Raw genomic sequence first — 15,615 nt, forward strand, 5'->3', positions numbered from 1 at the left:
TTTGCAAAAAATGTAACCAACGTCACTATTCTCGAATGTAACCAAAAGATGTTTTCATTTATTTGCTGAATGTACCAAAAATCCGCCCGCAGCACTGCTAATGTTACGATCACAACATATAGCGCCTTATATGTTAAAAAACTAACATCCGCTATTAACCTCTGTGAGGATATTTACATGAACCTTAAGCTGCAGCTTAAAGTACTATCGTTTCTGCAGTTCTGCTTGTGGGGAAGCTGGCTGACGACGCTCGGCTCATACATGTTTGTCACCCTCAAGTTTGATGGTGCAGCCATCGGTGCTGTATACAGTTCATTGGGTATTGCTGCGGTATTTATGCCGACGCTACTCGGTATTATTGCGGACAAATGGATTAGTGCGCGCTGGCTCTACGCGGGTTGTCATGTGGTAGGTGCCATTACATTGTATTTTGCAGCCCAGGTGACTTCACCGAGTGCGATGTTTATCGTAATTCTGCTGAACTCACTGGCTTACATGCCAACGTTAGGGCTGGTGAACACGATTTCTTACTATCGCCTGCAATCGGCGGGAATGGATATCGTCAGTGACTTCCCGCCTATTCGTATCTGGGGAACCATTGGCTTTATCTTCGCGATGTGGGGCGTGAGCTTCTCAGGCTTTGAACTCAGCCACATGCAGCTTTATATCGGCGCAATATTGTCAGTAGTCCTCGCACTGTTCACTTTGACCCTGCCGCATATTCCGGTTGCTAATGCACAGAAAAACCAAAGCTGGAGCTCAATGTTAGGGCTGGATGCGTTCGCGTTGTTCAAAAACAAACGCATGGCTATCTTCTTCATCTTCTCAATGCTGCTGGGTGCCGAACTGCAAATTACCAATATGTTCGGTAATACCTTCCTGCACAGCTTTGACCAGAACCCGCTGTTTGCCAGTAGCTTTATTGTCGAACATGCGTCGGTGCTGATGTCTATTTCGCAGATTTCTGAAACCGTCTTTATCCTGACGATTCCATTCTTCCTGATTCGCTACGGTATCAAGAATGTGATGCTTATCAGTATCGTCGCGTGGATGTTGCGCTTCGGCCTGTTTGCTTTTGGCGACCCAACGCCGATGGGCACCATGCTGCTGGTGCTGTCGATGATCGTCTACGGTTGCGCCTTCGACTTCTTCAACATTTCCGGTTCCGTGTTTGTTGAAAAAGAAGTCAGACCAGAAATCCGTGCCAGCGCACAGGGCATGTTCCTGATGATGACAAACGGCTTTGGTTGCATTCTGGGCGGGATTGTCAGCGGTAAAGTGGTTGAGCATTACACACTGCAAGGTATCACCGACTGGCAAACCGTATGGCTGATTTTCGCCGGTTACTCGCTGGTGCTGGCCTTCGCCTTCGTCGCACTGTTTAAATATAAACATGTCAGAACGCCAGCGGCCATCCAGCCAGCAGTCTGATTGATAACGTCTCCCGTTTCATTCAGAAGCGGGAGACATTGTTATTACGCCTTAATTACATATCCGTACAAACGCTTAATTCCGTCAGCATCCGTTTCGCTATACACGCCCTGCAATTCCGGTGAGAAACCTGGCAGCATATTCACACCCTCTTCAAGAGCCAGGAAGTAACGCAGCGCGGCACTGCCCCACACTTCGCCAGGCACTACGCACAACACGCCCGGTGGATACGGTAACGCGCCCTCAGCTGCGATACGCCCTTCCGACTGGCTCAGACGCGCCAGCTCCACATTGCCACGAATAAACTCGCTATGAGCATCCTGCGGATTCATCGCGACTGCAGGCAGGCTGGCTTTGCGGAACATCGCTTTTTGCAGATCCTTCACTTCAAAGCTGACATAAAGATCATGCATTTCCTGGCAAAGCTGGCGCAGCGTGTAGCCTTTATAACGCTGTGAATATTTCTGATAGATAGTCGGCAGCACATCCGCCAGCGGCGTATCGTCTTCAATATGCTGTTCAAATTGGGCCAGCATCGCCACCAGATGCGCCATCTTTTCAGTGCTTTCGGCAGGCGTCAGTAAGAATAAAATCGAATTCAGATCCGATTTCTCAGGAACAATTCCATTCTCACGCAGGTAATTTGCGAGGATCGCCGCAGGTACGCCAAACTCAGAGTACTGACCGGTTTGCGGATCAATCCCCGGTGTCGTCAGCAGCAGTTTGCAAGGATCGACAAAATACTCATCTTGCGCATACCCTTCAAAGCCATGCCATTTTTCGCCCGGTTCAAAGCTGAAGAAACGACGCTCCTGCGCGATGGTTGCAGTCGGATGATCCTGCCACGGCTTGCCCGCTACCACAGGTGGAATAAACGGTTTGATCATCTTACAGCTGGCGATAATGGCTTTGCGCGCTTCGATGCCCTGCACCACACATTCCGCCCACAGGCGGCGGCCACTCTCCCCTTCATGGATCTTCGCATTCACATCGAGTGCGGCAAATAACGGATAGAACGGGCTGGTTGAGGCATGCAGCATAAAGGCATTGTTCAGCCGCTTATGCGGGCAAAAACGATCCTGGCCGCGCAGATGGTTATCTTTCTTATGGATCTGCGAAGTCTGCGAGAAGCCCGCCTGCTGCTTATGTACCGATTGCGTGACAAAGATCCCCGGATCGTTCTCGTTAAGATCCAGCAAAAGCGGCGAACAGTCAGCCATCATCGGGATAAATTGTTCGTAACCGACCCAGGCAGAATCAAACAGAATGTAATCACAAAGATGGCCGATGTTATCCACCACCTGACGCGCGTTATAAACCGTGCCATCGTAAGTCCCGAGCTGGATTACTGCCAGGCGGAACGGACGTTTTTCCTGCGCACGTTCTGGAGCCACCTCCGCAATAAGCTCACGCAAATATTTCTCATCGAAGCAGTGCGCATCAATACCACCGATAAAACCAAACGGATTGCGAGCCGCCTCGAGATAAACCGGTGTTGCCCCCGCCTGGATCAACGCCCCATGGTGGTTTGATTTATGATTGTTACGGTCAAATAGCACCAGATCGCCACGAGTTAACAGCGCATTGGTGACGACTTTATTCGCCGCCGACGTGCCGTTCAGCACGAAATAGGTTTTATCCGCGTTAAACACTTTGGCCGCGAACTTCTGCGCATGCTTTGCCGATCCTTCATGAATCAGCAAATCACCGAGTTTGACGTCCGCATTGCACATATCGGCGCGGAACAAATTCTCGCCGAAGAATTCATAGAACTGGCGGCCAGCCGGATGTTTTTTGAAAAACTCACCGTGTTGATGGCCAGGACAGGCAAAAGTGCTGTTTTCCATCGCGACATATTTCGTCAGCGTATCGAAGAAAGGCGGTAACAGGCTTTCTTCATAATCAACGGCCGCGGTTTCCAGCTCCAGATAATCCTGCGCATCGCCTTTTATCAGCCCGGTAATGCCTTCTTGCTCGCCTGAGAGATTATCAGCCGCTAAAAAGACAGGAATCGAAAAGCCCGTGCGTTTGAGCAACGCCAGAATACCGCTGCGGCTATCCGCCACGGAAAGCACGACGGCGGCAATATCGGTGAAATCAGTGCTATCAAGCGTGACGATTTCGCGATGTGTAGACAAAGTAGCAACCACATCGTGGCTGGCGGCAATTTTCAAAGATTTCATATGCACAAATCCCAGAGTTCAAGGATGAGTGAGTGCCATGTGGCACGGCAAAGGGAGTTTTCCCCGGCGAATGTGTCTTGATGGTCTGAAGGAGGATACCCACTCCGACCGCCAGACATCAGTAAAACCAGGCATCACCTGATTTTACTGATATCCTGCAGTGAGCGTGCGTTGCCCTCACCGCATGGTGAGCGAGGGTCTTCGGGATACGACAGAAAGGTGAACGAGCGCCATCGAGAGATGCCGGTGAACATTGACTTTAAACATCAATAAGCGCCCCGTTGCAGATGTGTAAAATTTCGCGCAATCATGGCACCTTCTTCCCCGTGGTTCAAGGCGATGCTGCCACACAGAGCACATTATTCGTGCAAACGCACGACTTATTAACACAAAAGCGTTGACGTCAAACGGCCTTTACGGTTTAATGCGCCCCGTTGCCCGGATAGCTCAGTCGGTAGAGCAGGGGATTGAAAATCCCCGTGTCCTTGGTTCGATTCCGAGTCCGGGCACCACATTTAGAAGAACCCGCCTATGGCGGGTTTTTTGCTTTCTGGGATTCGGACTCTCCATCGAACTTCGTTCGATTACTCGTCGCATCCATGCGACTCGCCCTGCGGGCCAGCGCAAGCGCTGTTCAAAAACGTTCCCGACGTTTTTGTCCGAGTCCGGGCACCACTATTTAAAGAAACCAGCCTAATGGCTGGTTTTTTGCTTTCTGGGATTCAGGAATTCAACTTTTCGCCGTATTCACCACTTGCCCGAACCCCTTCCCTTCAAGCTCTGCTTCTGGAGCCGCAAAAAAATCAATATTGAAATAAGTGTCTTCCGTCAATAGCTCGATGCGGTGCCAATATTGCGGCGGGCTGACACCAAAGTGGCCTTCCTCAATAACCATTTCTATCTCAGCAACAGTGTCGTTTTCATTTTTAAAACCGATGTATTTCACCGCTCCAGCCATGACTGACAACCGCCCATAAACATCTTTCCTGGTGTTGTGGTGGGTCAGCAATGCTTTTGGAACCGAGTCTTTATTCCAGAAGGGAGTAGAACGAGTGTGTTTGTAATCTGCCGGGATGCGAGTTGCCATGGTGTTCTCCAGAAATAAAAAGTATCTGGATGATATAGAGCAACATGCATGCCACTTATTTATCACATTGTATTTAAAGGAATTACTAAGAAAAACAGTGATCAATAAAGTCATTATGACAATAAAAACACGGTCGAAATGACTGCATTGAGTCATTTTGACTATCTCAGGTATTAGCGCACGTTACCCGTGGGTGGGCTATATATTTGAAAGATTCAGTTTTGGATTTCTCCTCATGATGCGACTCACCATGATTCTGCTTGGCGTTGATTTTCTGCGTTCTCACTGGCGCGGATTGCGACATTTCGGCTGGATTACCTTGATTGCTGGCATCGTTATCTTCATTGATGCGCTGGATGGTTCACTGTTCTTCCCAATCGAACCTTTCGCCTGTTTACTGCTGTTCGAAGGCGGCGCAACACTGATGGTTGCTCATAGCGGTATGGGTGGACAGCGCATTTTGCGCTACGTCAAAGGCAGTGTCTTTAGTGCTGCGGCATTACTGATTCTGGCCGGTCAGCATGACGGTAATTTTGTGCTGGCGATGATCTTCGGCATGCTTTTTTTATTCGATGGCGCTCTCCAAATTGCTTCTGCCGTCGTGGTGCGTTACCGGCGCTGGCGCCCGGCGTTATGGGGCGGAATTATCGAAATTGCGCTGGCGATATTCTTCTTCCAACCCTGGCCCTCGCACTATTCAGGAACGGTACCCTATTGTCTCGGCCTCGGTCTGGCGTTTGCCGGCTGGAATATGTTTATTCTCGCCAATCGCGTTAAACGCGCCGCTGTAAATCCAGGACTCAAAGGCGCGGTCTATATGGAAGAAGCGGATGTTCCTGAAGTCGTGGAATGGGATGGGCCGCCTGCCGATGACGAAACAGCGCTAACCGTGCATGTATGGACGCCCGCAGGTTCGGCCCCCAGTGAAACCATTCCTCGCCCGGTGATTAGCCGCTATATCGCCGCCGTCGACCGCAACGGTGTTATCTCCACCGGGCACGCCGCTTTAGAATCACCCGGCGGTATTTACATCAGCCTCTACCCTGCGGAATTGATTGACCAGTCACCCGACGAATTTGCCCGCCTGTTGCGTGCCACGCCAGAAAACAATGTTCCGGGGCGCTTCCAGCCTGATTATGCAACCGAATCGGCAAAGTGGTGCCCCTCAACCAGAAAAGTGCGTATCCGCAATTACAGCGAAGAGCGCCTGAAAGCATTTTGGGAAAGTTATCGCCAGAATGAGTCCTACAATCTGACCTATCGGAATTGCTCAAGCAGCGTGGCACGGGCGCTGGAAGCCGCTCTTGAAGGCTCAGTCGGCAGACTTTGGCATAAACGTGGGTTCTGGATGGCAATGGGGAAACTGATGTCGACGCCTGAGCTTTGGGTGGCGCTGCAAATACGCAAACGCGCGCAAACCATGGCCTGGACGCCCGGCTTAGTTCTCGATTACGCCCGCGCACTCAGCATGCTGGCCGATCCGCGCCCTACCGGCTGGTTTAATACTACCAGCCGGGCACTGAAGAAAATGCTTCAGCGCCGTGTGGCCTGGGGAAAAGGTAAAAGCGGAGAGGAAACCGCTGAAGATTAACCTTAACTATCCGCGACAAGTTTCTTTGCAGCCTTGCGGTGGCGAGAAATAAGTTCAGGCACATCCAGCCCAACAATATTGCCATCGGTGACACGCCATTTCCCGCCAATCATCACATGTTCTGCCCTTTCCGCGCCGCATAAAAGTAGTGCTGAAATGGGATCGTGACTGCCGCTAAAACGCAGTTCATCTTGCGCAAACAGCGCCAAATCCGCTTGCTTACCGACGGCGATTTCGCCGATATCACTGCGCCCAATCAGTTTCGCCGAGCCTTGCGTTGCCCAGCCGAGCACGCGCTGAGGCGTTATGGCTTGAGCGCCGTATCGCAAACGTTGCAGATACAAGGCTTGTCGAGCTTCATACATAATATTTGACGCATCGTTCGACGCCGAACCATCAACGCCCAGACCAATTGCTACACCCGCATTTTCCAAGTCCACCGTCGGGCACATTCCTGATGCGAGGCGCATATTGGAAACCGGGCAATGACAAACGCCCACTCCCGCACGCCCCAGGCGCTGAATTTCACTCTCATCAAAATGGATACCGTGCGCAAGCCAGGTTCTGTCATTAAGCCAGCCGACGCTTTCCAGATAATCCACGGTTCGCAGGCCAAAGCGTTGCAGGCAGAAATTTTCTTCATCGAGCGTTTCAGCCAGATGGGTGTGCAAACGCACGTCTTCACGCTGCGCGAGTTGCGCACTGTCACGCATAATTTCGGTGGTCACCGAAAACGGTGAGCAAGGGGCAAGAGCAATTTGCAGCCATGCTCCTTCTCCGCGCTGATGATAACGTTTAATCAGCCGCTCGCTGTCGCGTAAAATCGTCTCGCCTTGCTGCACGGTATGGCGCGGTGGCAACCCCCCTTCATCCTCGCCCAGGCTCATTGAACCCCGCGTTAACACAGCACGCATTCCCAGCTCACCCACCACATCTACCTGCACATCAATCGCCTCTTCCATACCCTGCGGGAAAAGATAGTGATGGTCAGTGGTGGTCGTGCAACCGGAAAGCAGTAACTCCGCCATCGCGACTTTACTGGCAAGCGCCAGCGCTTCCGCGTCAAGACGTGCCCAGACAGGATAAAGTTGCTTTAGCCACGGGAACAACGGCACGTTAACGACCGGAGCCCAGGCGCGGGTCAGCGTCTGGTAAAAATGATGGTGAGTGTTGATAAGGCCGGGTAACAGAACCCGTTCGCTGGCATCAAATACCGCATCACAGGAAAGGGTCGGTTCGCATCCTGCGGGGACTAATTCACGAATGACCGCCCCTTCAACCACCACACCGCCTGCGGCGTCCTGGGAATTTGCGGTAAAAACTGCGCGGGGATTTTTGATCCATAAACGTTGTGCAGACATATCTGGCTCCTGAAAATGAAGATAAAGGGAAGCCAGCTCAGTTATGGCCTGTCTGCTGATCCAGGCATTGCGCGGGGCAATTTTGTCATTCTAACCAGGTAAATGCTACGCCATCATCGCGTTTTGTTATGGCGTATTTCCAATAAAAAAACAGGCTTTGCTGAACGCGCCAGCATAGCCTGTTATTTTTTAAGATTACTTCGAACCCGTTTTTACGGTAGGTTCTTTCGCCGTTTTAAGGGTGATTTCCGGCACTTTGCCAAAATCCACTTTTGCAGTTTTTAGCTTTTGGGTCAGATCGGCAGTCACATCCAGTTCTGGGGCGACTGAAACCGCAGCCTGCATCGGCATAATGACCGCAATTTTTTTCTCGCTACGGTAGGTGTCACTGGCCGTTTTGAGCGCTTTCATCACCACAACACGTGCGGCGTTTTGTTGTGCTTTCCACTGCTGCGCAATGACGTTCTTATCTGCCTGGCGAGCGGCTTCAACTTTATCTGCTGGCAAATTGGCATAGCTCTTTTCCGCCAGTTGCAGGCCTTTATGTAGATTTTCGTTAACGGCTTTAAGATGTGCTTGTTCCTGTTGTACCAGGCCTGATTCAACTAATGCCTTTTCCACATTAATAAACTTCATTTGTGCATCTCCTGCTGGTTTTGCATCGCAACCCACGAGCAAAGCGCCCGCTACAAGTGCGATCATGACTGTACTTGCCACATGGCGAATCAAATTTGGTTTCATTGGATATTTAACCTGCTGAAATATAAAAGTGGGCTAACCTATAATTACGAGCGATATAATATTCTTATTTCATTCATAAAAAATATATACACATGCAAGCTGGTAAATATACTATAAAAAATAGCTAGCGAAGAACAGACACAAAATCTTAATTATGTTTACCCCATGACTTCTAATCGTCGAGCCGTTTCATAATGCGTAACCCAATAACGGTTCGCGAGGGAAGACATTGTTACGCCTTCGCTGCTTGAGGCGTGAATGAATTTATTATCACCCACATAAACGCCCACGTGACGCATACCTGGAGAAGTTTTAAAAAAGACTAAATCACCCGGTTCTAATTGTTCTTTATTGACTTTCTCACCATTTTTAATTTGCTGCGTCGTGGTGCGGGGTAATGATTTATGGAAAGAATCATTAAAAATATGTTGCATCAATGCCGAGCAATCCACGCCTTTATGCGTCGTTCCACCCAGGTGGTAGCGCGTTCCTTTCCAGTTTGAAAATTGCTCTAATATGGCTGTTTTGACTTCCGTGGAACTATTAGAGGATGCAGAGGTGGCATAATCTGTTTTTTCAAAGAGCACTTCTTTTTCAGGCGTGTGGTGTTTTGTTGCAATCGCCCTTGTTCCTAATGATGCAAATTCCTTTGGCATATTAAAAGCAAAGGAATTTGCACTAACAATTAAAGGAGCAATAAATAAGGAAAGAGTAATAAATTTTTTAAAATGAGGCATAGGAAATATCTTTCATCTACAAACACAGGCGAACAGGCCATTACCGATATATTCAATAATGGGATAAGCAACTCCTTTTGGGTGAGCAAATAATAGCCGATGAGCACAATTTAAACAGCGCAAAGTTTGTCCAATTCTAGACTTGTATTTTTTGATTTAAAAAACAGTCTGATAACCCGCTTCGCTTGCCTGAGAATGGCACTTATACGTTCGCGAGACAGACCTCCGGACGCTGATAATGCGGCCACACTAACGCCACCAGAGTGGGATAAGCGTCATGGCTGAACTCATCAAAGCACTGGCGCAAATTCAGCACTTCGATATCTGCAAACGGAACTTTTTCGCCCTCCGCGCAACGTTTACGAAGGTTGTCGTAATATCGGTAAATAGCCGAATTTAAATCACTGCAACGTCTCTGAGCACTGAACAATGTGGGGTCCGCGCTCAGTTCATCCACGCTCATGCGTTTTATCGTGGCATGGGCAAAATCAACATATTCGTGGCTGACCCGCCAGTAATATTCCGGTGTAATTTTCAACATTAACTTTGCAAAGTAATCTTCGCGCTCGTCAGCTTCAGATAAATTTAATTTAGGGGAAGATGGCGTAACAGTTTTTACCTTAGGCTGTATTGCCGAACGCATCAGCACCAATACCGCGCACAATGGCAGTAAGAATAAAATAATAGTGAAAATGACGCTCGACATTCGACGCTCCTGTTTTTTTTATAGTAATTTTGAGGCAAAATATTGTCAACGTAGCGCTTTGTTATTGTGATAAACACCCCGTTGATATATAAGGAAAATGTAATGCTGCCCAACAACCTGGTGCCCGCGATACTTCCGATACCGCCCAGGGAGGAGGCAGCGCTCAAGGAAGCAGAAATCACTTTATCCACTGATATTCATGATGATTTCGCCCTCCTTGAGAAGACAATTCTCAATGCAAATGATTATGCGGGACAGGCGAAGAACTCATTACTTGAAGAAAACAATCGCCATTTAAAAGACCAATTATTCTGTGCGGTAAAGATTGAAGCAATCACAACTTTGCTCAATGAATTAATTGAACAGGAAAAAGTGTGTCCGGCCGATCTCCAGATGCTGATAGAAGATAAAGAATTTCAGATAAGTCAGCATTCGCAGCACATCTGGATCAATCAGTTAACTCAGGAAAAAACCTGGCCGCTGTTTTATTCACTGGAAAATTAAAATAAATGTCACAGACACCAGACCCAATTAATCCCCAACCAACATTATCAGATGAAAGTGAAGCGAAGAAATTTACCTTAAGTGAAAATATTACCGCGCTGGTGCAGATTAAAAATGACAATATCGCTCGTCTTGCGCAGGGGAAAATTAATATCACCTCCGCATTGGTTGAGCAAAAATGGCATAACCGCCATCAAATTTATCCTTTTCGTGTGAAAGAAGAGATTTACGGTGCCGTACTCAGTGAAATTATCGCGAACCACCCAGGGTTAAAAAACCAGATTCTTGGGCGTCTGGAGGCGGTTTATCAGCAGTTGAGAAATGAAGAAGCACAAACACTGTCACGCACGCGTGCGCTGCTGGAAAACAGCTACAAAACACCGCATTTGTGAAATTATGGCGCATGCTCGACTTTGCGCAAAGCATCCGAACATGGCTCACCTTCGGTAATAATTTCAGTCACATCCACCCGCTCGCCGATCCGCACCTCACTGACACGATCAAATTTGCTCTTATCGATCAACAACAGTGACTGGGCAGAACGCTTGAGCAGCGCGGTTTTGTAATCCGCATTCCAGCTCCGCGTGTCCCATAACGTTCCATTGCTATCCACGCCTTCGCAGGAAAAAAGGAACAGATCGATATCCAGTGATTTGAGCTGCGCCGCGAGTGGCGCGTTGATATAGCAAGCATATTTACGCTGGAGCAATCCGCCGGTGCTGATCAGTTGAATGTGCTCACGTTTCGCCAGCGCCTGGCAAATCCGCTCGCTGTTGGTAAAAACTGTCAGTGGAATATCAGGCAGCAAACGTGCCAGATACCAACAAGTGGAACTGGCATCCAGCGCAATCACCATTTCGGGGGCAATCCAGGCCAGCGCGCGGTGAGCAATATCGGCTTTGCTATTGAGATGGCTTTTCAGGCGCGCAGCAAAAGGATCGCCGCCTTCATCGGCCCCACGATTAATTCGTTTTGCCCGCCCGTGCTGACGAACAATTTTCCCCTGCTTTTGCAGTAAACGCAGATCGCGCCGCACGGTTTCCTGGCTCACCTCTAACAAGTGGGCCAGTTGTTGCGTGGTGAGATTGTCATAGTGTTCGACAAGCTGAACCAGTTCCTGATGGCGTACGGTTTTCATGGTGGCGTCTCCCGGCAATGCCCGGATATTAGGGGGTGACGCCCTTCTTTAACAAGATGTTGCCGTACTTCGCCCGCTCGCCTGTGATGACGATCGCAAAGGCGTGTTGGGCGCGTTCATAAAATGCATAACGATCTATGCGCTCAATCGCAGGCCCGTGATCTTCATTGAACAGAGCCTGGCGGTAACGCTGCTCAACGCGATTATCCAGTTCATCACCACTGACCGGAGCCATCATCACCAGCGGTGGCGCATAGCTATCGAGTTCAAAAAGTGGGATCACCGCCGCCAGCAAATCGCTTACCAGCACGCCATCTGCGCGTATCACCTGCGGGCCAATGCTATGAGCGGGAAAATGTGCATCGGCGAAGATAATTTCATCTCCATGCCCCATCTCAGCGAGCACTTTCAAAAGCGTTGGGGAAATTAGCGGTGAGATATTTTTCAGCATGTCACACTCCATTTTCAGCAAAATTGCGATAAACCTCGCATTGTTCGCCCGGATAAAAATAACGATATTGGTAATCAATCTGCGCTCGCGCCTGCTCAGGTGAACTAAATACGCCGCAACCAGACCAGGCAAACATCGCCGCGCCCAGTACCGTGGTTTCGGCATCGTCCAACACTTTAATCGGCAAGCCGAGAATGTCCGCTTTTATCTGGTTCCACAGCGCATTGCGACTACCACCGCCCACCAGCAACAACTCTTGCGCCTTAAAGCCGCCGATAGATTCCAGAACCTGCAAATTATTGCGTAACTGCCAGCTCAGACTTTCCAGAGCGGCGCGATAAAAATGCCCACGCGTTGTTGAAAGCGTTGCGCCCTGCCAGCCCGCATTTGACGGGCGTGCCATTAGCCTGCTATCCATCCGCAGACCTTCGCAACCCGGTTCAACCTTTTGCGCAGCCGCGATCATCTGCTGATAAACCAGCCCAGGCTCAACATCGTACCAGTGAAGATGACGTACCCATTCCAGCACGCCGGAAGCCAGCCACTGTAGGCCTGGATTATATAAACCCGGCATGCTGTCCAACTCGCAGGTTGAACCGGCATAACCCGGCAACAGCGCGGTATTTACCGTCGGGCTGCGCACCATTAAGATTTCCCAGGTCCCAGAGGAAAGCACCGGTTGAGAAAGCCCAGCCCCCGACCCAAACAGCGCAAACTGCGTGTCGTGGCCCGCAGAAATCACCGGAATGTCAGGGGATAACCCAAAGTTTGACGCGATGTGCGGGAGCAACGTGCCGATGACTTCTCCAGGAATCACCTGGCGTGGGAAGAGCCGCTCAGGTAAGCCCACCGCCTGCAAAATAGCCTCGCTGAATCGAGCGTTATGGATATCGAGCAATTGGCTGGTGCCCGCCATCGTGCGGTCAGTGGTCAGTTCACCCGTCAGACGTTGGTTAATTAAAGATGAAATAAACAGCCACGCGTCGGCGCGCTCGACAAGTTCAGCATGGTGCTGTTTTAGCCACAACAATTTGTAGAGGGTGTTAAAGCTGAATTGGCCGACACCCGACAGCGTTTGTAAATCCTGCGGCGAAATCATGCTGTTAATTGCCGCCATATGTTCCACGGTGCGCGGGCATTTCCAGCTAATAATCGGGTACAGCAATTCACCGCGTGGATCGGTTAACGCGCCATCCACACCAAAAGTGGTGACGGTTATTGCGCGAATTTCCCAGCCGCTCAGTTGCTCCATTACTTCCCGGGAACACTGCTGCAAACGCTGGAGAATGTCGTCGAGCGACCAGTCATGCCAGTGTGGGTTCTCGGCCGAAATCCGGCTTTCATTGGCAACCGCCGCTTTGGCAACGATTCGCCCCTCGCGGCCAACGGCCATAGCCCGCACATTGGTTGCCCCACAATCTAATACCAACACGGCTTCTTGCTTCATCGCGCCTCCTGCTCTTTCAATGCCGCCACTTTGAAGGCGGCGGCACTGGCGTGTTTAACGTTTATAAAGCGGGCCGTAGTTCTGGCAGGCGCGATAATCCTGACCTTCGCTGTCCATGCCGTGCGCCGCCCACACTGATGGGCGATAAATCGCCTCGTCTTCAACGTTATGCATACACACTGGAATACGCAGCATTGAAGCGAGCGTAATCAAATCCGCGCCCACATGACCGACGGTCAGAACGCCGTGATTCGCGCCCCAGTTCGACATCACAGACCAGACATCTTTGAACGGCCCAACGCCGGTTAAACGTGGCGCAAACCAGGTCGTCGGCCACGAGGAATCGGTGCGCTTATCGAGCGTGTCGTGGACATCTTTCGGCAGATCAACGCTCCAGCCTTCAGCGATTTGTAGCACCGGGCCAACGCCTTTGATCAGGTTGATGCGGCTCATAGTAAACGGCACGCCGCCACGGGTCAGGAAGCGTGATGAGAAACCGCCGCCACGGAAATACTCGTGCACCGCAGGGCACCATTCGGTTGCGGCCAGGCAAGCATCGGCTTCTTGTTGGCTGATTTGCCAGTGAGGTTTCATGGTGGGATTGCCAGCGTCATCTTGCTGGCGGCAGGTGCCATCGAGCGCCGCCGAACCTGAGTTAATCAGGTGGATAATGCCATGTTCAGCCCGCCCGGTGAGCGCTTTGCCCGTCACACGTTTGACGACTTCCGGCGACCAGAAAGTACGCACATCAGCAAACACCTGCGCGGTGCCCGTCAGCAAATGTCCGAACAACATCGAAGCCCCGTTAAGGCTGTCGTTTTCGGTCGCCACAACGTACGGCTGGCGCACCCCGTGCCAGTCAAAAGAACTATTGAGCAATGCTTCAGCGGTATCGCCATTCGGGTATTGATCCGTCCAGTGCCGCTGGCCCTGGAAACCTGCGGCAATGGCGTTGTAACCCAATGATTCTTCGACGCGCCCCTTCTCGGCAAGCCTGGTGTTGCCCTTCATCATGTCTCTGATACACATCGCCATCAGCAAACTTTCACGCAAAATTGCGTGGTTTTCCTGCTCTGTGCGGTGGTACTTCTCAGCGTTTTTATCTTCGCCGTATTTGAAGTTTTTATCCGCCCAGCTGAGTGCTAACTCAAGCTCTTGTTCATCATAGATTTTATGGTCGATGCGACGGCGCAGTTCCGTCATATCCACCGCCTGCACTTTCATGCCGAGGTACGATTCAAAGAAGTTGTGGTCCACAATCGAACCCGCGATCCCCATCGAAACGCCACCCACCGACAAATAACTTTTGCCTTTCATACTGGCTACGGCAAGGCCCGCACGTGCAAAGCGCAACAGCTTTTCCTGCACATCTGCGGGAATAGACGTGTCGTCCGCTTCCTGCACGTCATGGCCGTAGATTGAAAACGCGGGCAACCCTTTTTGATTATGCGCGGCCAGCGCTGCGGCCAGATAAACCGCGCCAGGGCGCTCGGTGCCGTTAAAACCCCAAATGGCTTTCGGGCGCATCGGGTCCATATCAATGGTTTCGCTGCCGTAGCACCAGCACGGCGTTACTGTGATGGTCAGCCCGACATTCAGGCGACTGAATTTTTCTTCGCAGGCGGCGGACTCGGCCATTCCGGCAATCGTGGTATCAGCAATCACACATTCAACGGTAGTGCCGCAGGCATGACGTAATTGCTCACTAAGCAGTTGCGCCGTGGCCTTCGCCATATTCATGGTTTGTTCTTCAAGTGATTCGCGCACGCCCATTCTCCGGCCATCAATAACCGGCCGGATGCCTATTTTGGGTAAGGAATTAATATGGTTCATAAGAAACCTCATGTTGAAAATCTGTTTTTTGTGAACGAGATAAAGGCGCTTAAACACACCGAAAAATGTGAATAGCGTAAAAAGTGAAAATTGCTAACTCGAATTAGCATAGATACCGAAGATTAAAATCGACAATATAATTATCTTTGAAGTGTGATGTTTTTCACGAGTTTTAGCGTTCAGAAGAAATGTTAAAAATATTAGCTTTTACGATAAATAAATAACTTATCTATTTTCATATAGATACGTCATTAGCACAGAGCTACGTCACAATTTGATAGCAAATAATTTGTCGGAACCGCCGAGTTTGAATAGCTTTAAAACGTAAATGCTAACTCGAGTTAGCGAATTTGAATATTCAACGGGTTTTATACACAGAGGAAACCGGCGTGTGGGTCATGCACA

At 50.1% G+C, this 15,615-nt stretch carries 14 protein-coding genes and 1 tRNA gene; 5 read left to right on the forward strand and 10 right to left on the reverse strand.

Annotated features, from left to right (window positions below):
* Positions 1-177 precede the first annotated feature (177 nt).
* Complete coding sequence (locus DY231_RS19455) at positions 178-1,431, forward strand: nucleoside permease (protein ID WP_115630885.1); 1,254 nt, start codon at positions 178-180, stop codon at positions 1,429-1,431.
* Between the two features lie 44 nt (positions 1,432-1,475).
* Here the strand turns inward: DY231_RS19455 and DY231_RS19460 are convergent, their stop codons facing one another.
* Positions 1,476-3,614, reverse strand: a complete 2,139-nt coding sequence (locus DY231_RS19460; RefSeq protein WP_115630887.1) for an ornithine decarboxylase — start codon at positions 3,612-3,614, stop codon at positions 1,476-1,478.
* A 436-nt stretch (positions 3,615-4,050) separates the two neighbouring features.
* Between DY231_RS19460 and DY231_RS19465 the strand changes: the two genes are divergently transcribed.
* Positions 4,051-4,126: transfer RNA gene (locus tag DY231_RS19465), tRNA-Phe, on the forward strand.
* Between the two features lie 218 nt (positions 4,127-4,344).
* On the opposite strand, the gene DY231_RS19470 is transcribed toward DY231_RS19465, so the two are convergent.
* The gene (locus tag DY231_RS19470; RefSeq protein WP_115630889.1) at positions 4,345-4,701 is read right to left on the reverse strand and encodes a TehB family protein; all 357 of its coding nucleotides are present in this window, start codon (positions 4,699-4,701) and stop codon (positions 4,345-4,347) included.
* 235 nt (positions 4,702-4,936) lie between these two features.
* Here DY231_RS19470 and DY231_RS19475 point away from each other — a divergent pair, with 235 nt between their 5' ends.
* The gene (locus DY231_RS19475) at positions 4,937-6,292 is read left to right on the forward strand and encodes an HdeD family acid-resistance protein (protein WP_256682679.1); all 1,356 of its coding nucleotides are present in this window, start codon (positions 4,937-4,939) and stop codon (positions 6,290-6,292) included.
* Positions 6,293-6,294: 2 nt separating this feature from the next.
* Here DY231_RS19475 and DY231_RS19480 read toward each other — a convergent pair whose 3' ends face one another.
* From DY231_RS19480 to DY231_RS19495, 4 genes are all read right to left on the reverse strand, one after another.
* On the reverse strand, positions 6,295-7,653 hold the full coding sequence (locus DY231_RS19480; RefSeq protein ID WP_115630891.1) for an 8-oxoguanine deaminase: 1,359 nt from the start codon (positions 7,651-7,653) through the stop codon (positions 6,295-6,297).
* 195 nt (positions 7,654-7,848) lie between these two features.
* Positions 7,849-8,289, reverse strand: a complete 441-nt coding sequence (locus DY231_RS19485; RefSeq protein ID WP_147295658.1) for an OmpH family outer membrane protein — start codon at positions 8,287-8,289, stop codon at positions 7,849-7,851.
* Between the two features lie 263 nt (positions 8,290-8,552).
* Positions 8,553-9,131 (reverse strand): NlpC/P60 family protein, encoded by a 579-nt coding sequence (locus DY231_RS19490; protein WP_115630895.1) that lies wholly within the window; start codon positions 9,129-9,131, stop codon positions 8,553-8,555.
* A gap of 202 nt (positions 9,132-9,333) precedes the next feature.
* Positions 9,334-9,837, reverse strand: coding sequence for an ESA_00282 family adhesion-associated protein (locus DY231_RS19495; RefSeq protein ID WP_115630897.1), 504 nt, complete (start codon positions 9,835-9,837; stop codon positions 9,334-9,336).
* A 102-nt stretch (positions 9,838-9,939) separates the two neighbouring features.
* Here DY231_RS19495 and DY231_RS19500 point away from each other — a divergent pair, with 102 nt between their 5' ends.
* Both DY231_RS19500 and DY231_RS19505 read left to right on the forward strand, forming a co-directional pair.
* A complete protein-coding gene (locus DY231_RS19500) occupies positions 9,940-10,341 on the forward strand; it encodes a hypothetical protein (protein WP_115630899.1) in 402 nt (133 codons plus the stop codon).
* 5 nt (positions 10,342-10,346) lie between these two features.
* Positions 10,347-10,733 (forward strand): cytoplasmic protein, encoded by a 387-nt coding sequence (locus DY231_RS19505; protein ID WP_115630900.1) that lies wholly within the window; start codon positions 10,347-10,349, stop codon positions 10,731-10,733.
* A 2-nt stretch (positions 10,734-10,735) separates the two neighbouring features.
* Here the strand turns inward: DY231_RS19505 and fucR are convergent, their stop codons facing one another.
* The 4 genes from fucR to fucI are packed head-to-tail and all read right to left on the reverse strand — an operon-like array spanning position 10,736 to position 15,210.
* Entirely contained in the window at positions 10,736-11,479 is a 744-nt protein-coding gene (gene fucR, locus DY231_RS19510) for an L-fucose operon activator (RefSeq protein ID WP_115630901.1), read from the reverse strand.
* Between the two features lie 28 nt (positions 11,480-11,507).
* On the reverse strand, positions 11,508-11,930 hold the full coding sequence (gene fucU, locus DY231_RS19515) for an L-fucose mutarotase (RefSeq protein ID WP_115630902.1): 423 nt from the start codon (positions 11,928-11,930) through the stop codon (positions 11,508-11,510).
* Between the two features lies 1 nt (position 11,931).
* The gene (gene fucK, locus DY231_RS19520) at positions 11,932-13,377 is read right to left on the reverse strand and encodes an L-fuculokinase (protein ID WP_115630903.1); all 1,446 of its coding nucleotides are present in this window, start codon (positions 13,375-13,377) and stop codon (positions 11,932-11,934) included.
* Between the two features lie 54 nt (positions 13,378-13,431).
* Positions 13,432-15,210: an L-fucose isomerase gene (gene fucI, locus DY231_RS19525; protein ID WP_115630904.1), complete on the reverse strand. Its 1,779-nt coding sequence runs from the start codon at positions 15,208-15,210 to the stop codon at positions 13,432-13,434.
* Between the last annotated feature and the right edge of the window lie 405 nt (positions 15,211-15,615).

This window comes from Buttiauxella agrestis, assembly GCF_900446255.1.
Taxonomy (GTDB): domain Bacteria; phylum Pseudomonadota; class Gammaproteobacteria; order Enterobacterales; family Enterobacteriaceae; genus Buttiauxella; species Buttiauxella agrestis.

What these genes read in the sequence shown, in the direction of transcription:
- DY231_RS19455 (WP_115630885.1), top strand. Translation starts at nt 178, where the DNA reads ATGAACCTTAAGCTGCAGCTTAAAGTACTATCGTTTCTGCAGTTCTGC.
- DY231_RS19460 (WP_115630887.1), bottom strand. Translation starts at nt 3,614, where the DNA reads ATGAAATCTTTGAAAATTGCCGCCAGCCACGATGTGGTTGCTACTTTG.
- DY231_RS19470 (WP_115630889.1), bottom strand. Translation starts at nt 4,701, where the DNA reads ATGGCAACTCGCATCCCGGCAGATTACAAACACACTCGTTCTACTCCC.
- DY231_RS19475 (WP_256682679.1), top strand. Translation starts at nt 4,937, where the DNA reads ATGATGCGACTCACCATGATTCTGCTTGGCGTTGATTTTCTGCGTTCT.
- DY231_RS19480 (WP_115630891.1), bottom strand. Translation starts at nt 7,653, where the DNA reads ATGTCTGCACAACGTTTATGGATCAAAAATCCCCGCGCAGTTTTTACC.
- DY231_RS19485 (WP_147295658.1), bottom strand. Translation starts at nt 8,289, where the DNA reads ATGAAGTTTATTAATGTGGAAAAGGCATTAGTTGAATCAGGCCTGGTA.
- DY231_RS19490 (WP_115630895.1), bottom strand. Translation starts at nt 9,131, where the DNA reads ATGCCTCATTTTAAAAAATTTATTACTCTTTCCTTATTTATTGCTCCT.
- DY231_RS19495 (WP_115630897.1), bottom strand. Translation starts at nt 9,837, where the DNA reads ATGTCGAGCGTCATTTTCACTATTATTTTATTCTTACTGCCATTGTGC.
- DY231_RS19500 (WP_115630899.1), top strand. Translation starts at nt 9,940, where the DNA reads ATGCTGCCCAACAACCTGGTGCCCGCGATACTTCCGATACCGCCCAGG.
- DY231_RS19505 (WP_115630900.1), top strand. Translation starts at nt 10,347, where the DNA reads ATGTCACAGACACCAGACCCAATTAATCCCCAACCAACATTATCAGAT.
- fucR (WP_115630901.1), bottom strand. Translation starts at nt 11,479, where the DNA reads ATGAAAACCGTACGCCATCAGGAACTGGTTCAGCTTGTCGAACACTAT.
- fucU (WP_115630902.1), bottom strand. Translation starts at nt 11,930, where the DNA reads ATGCTGAAAAATATCTCACCGCTAATTTCCCCAACGCTTTTGAAAGTG.
- fucK (WP_115630903.1), bottom strand. Translation starts at nt 13,377, where the DNA reads ATGAAGCAAGAAGCCGTGTTGGTATTAGATTGTGGGGCAACCAATGTG.
- fucI (WP_115630904.1), bottom strand. Translation starts at nt 15,210, where the DNA reads ATGAACCATATTAATTCCTTACCCAAAATAGGCATCCGGCCGGTTATT.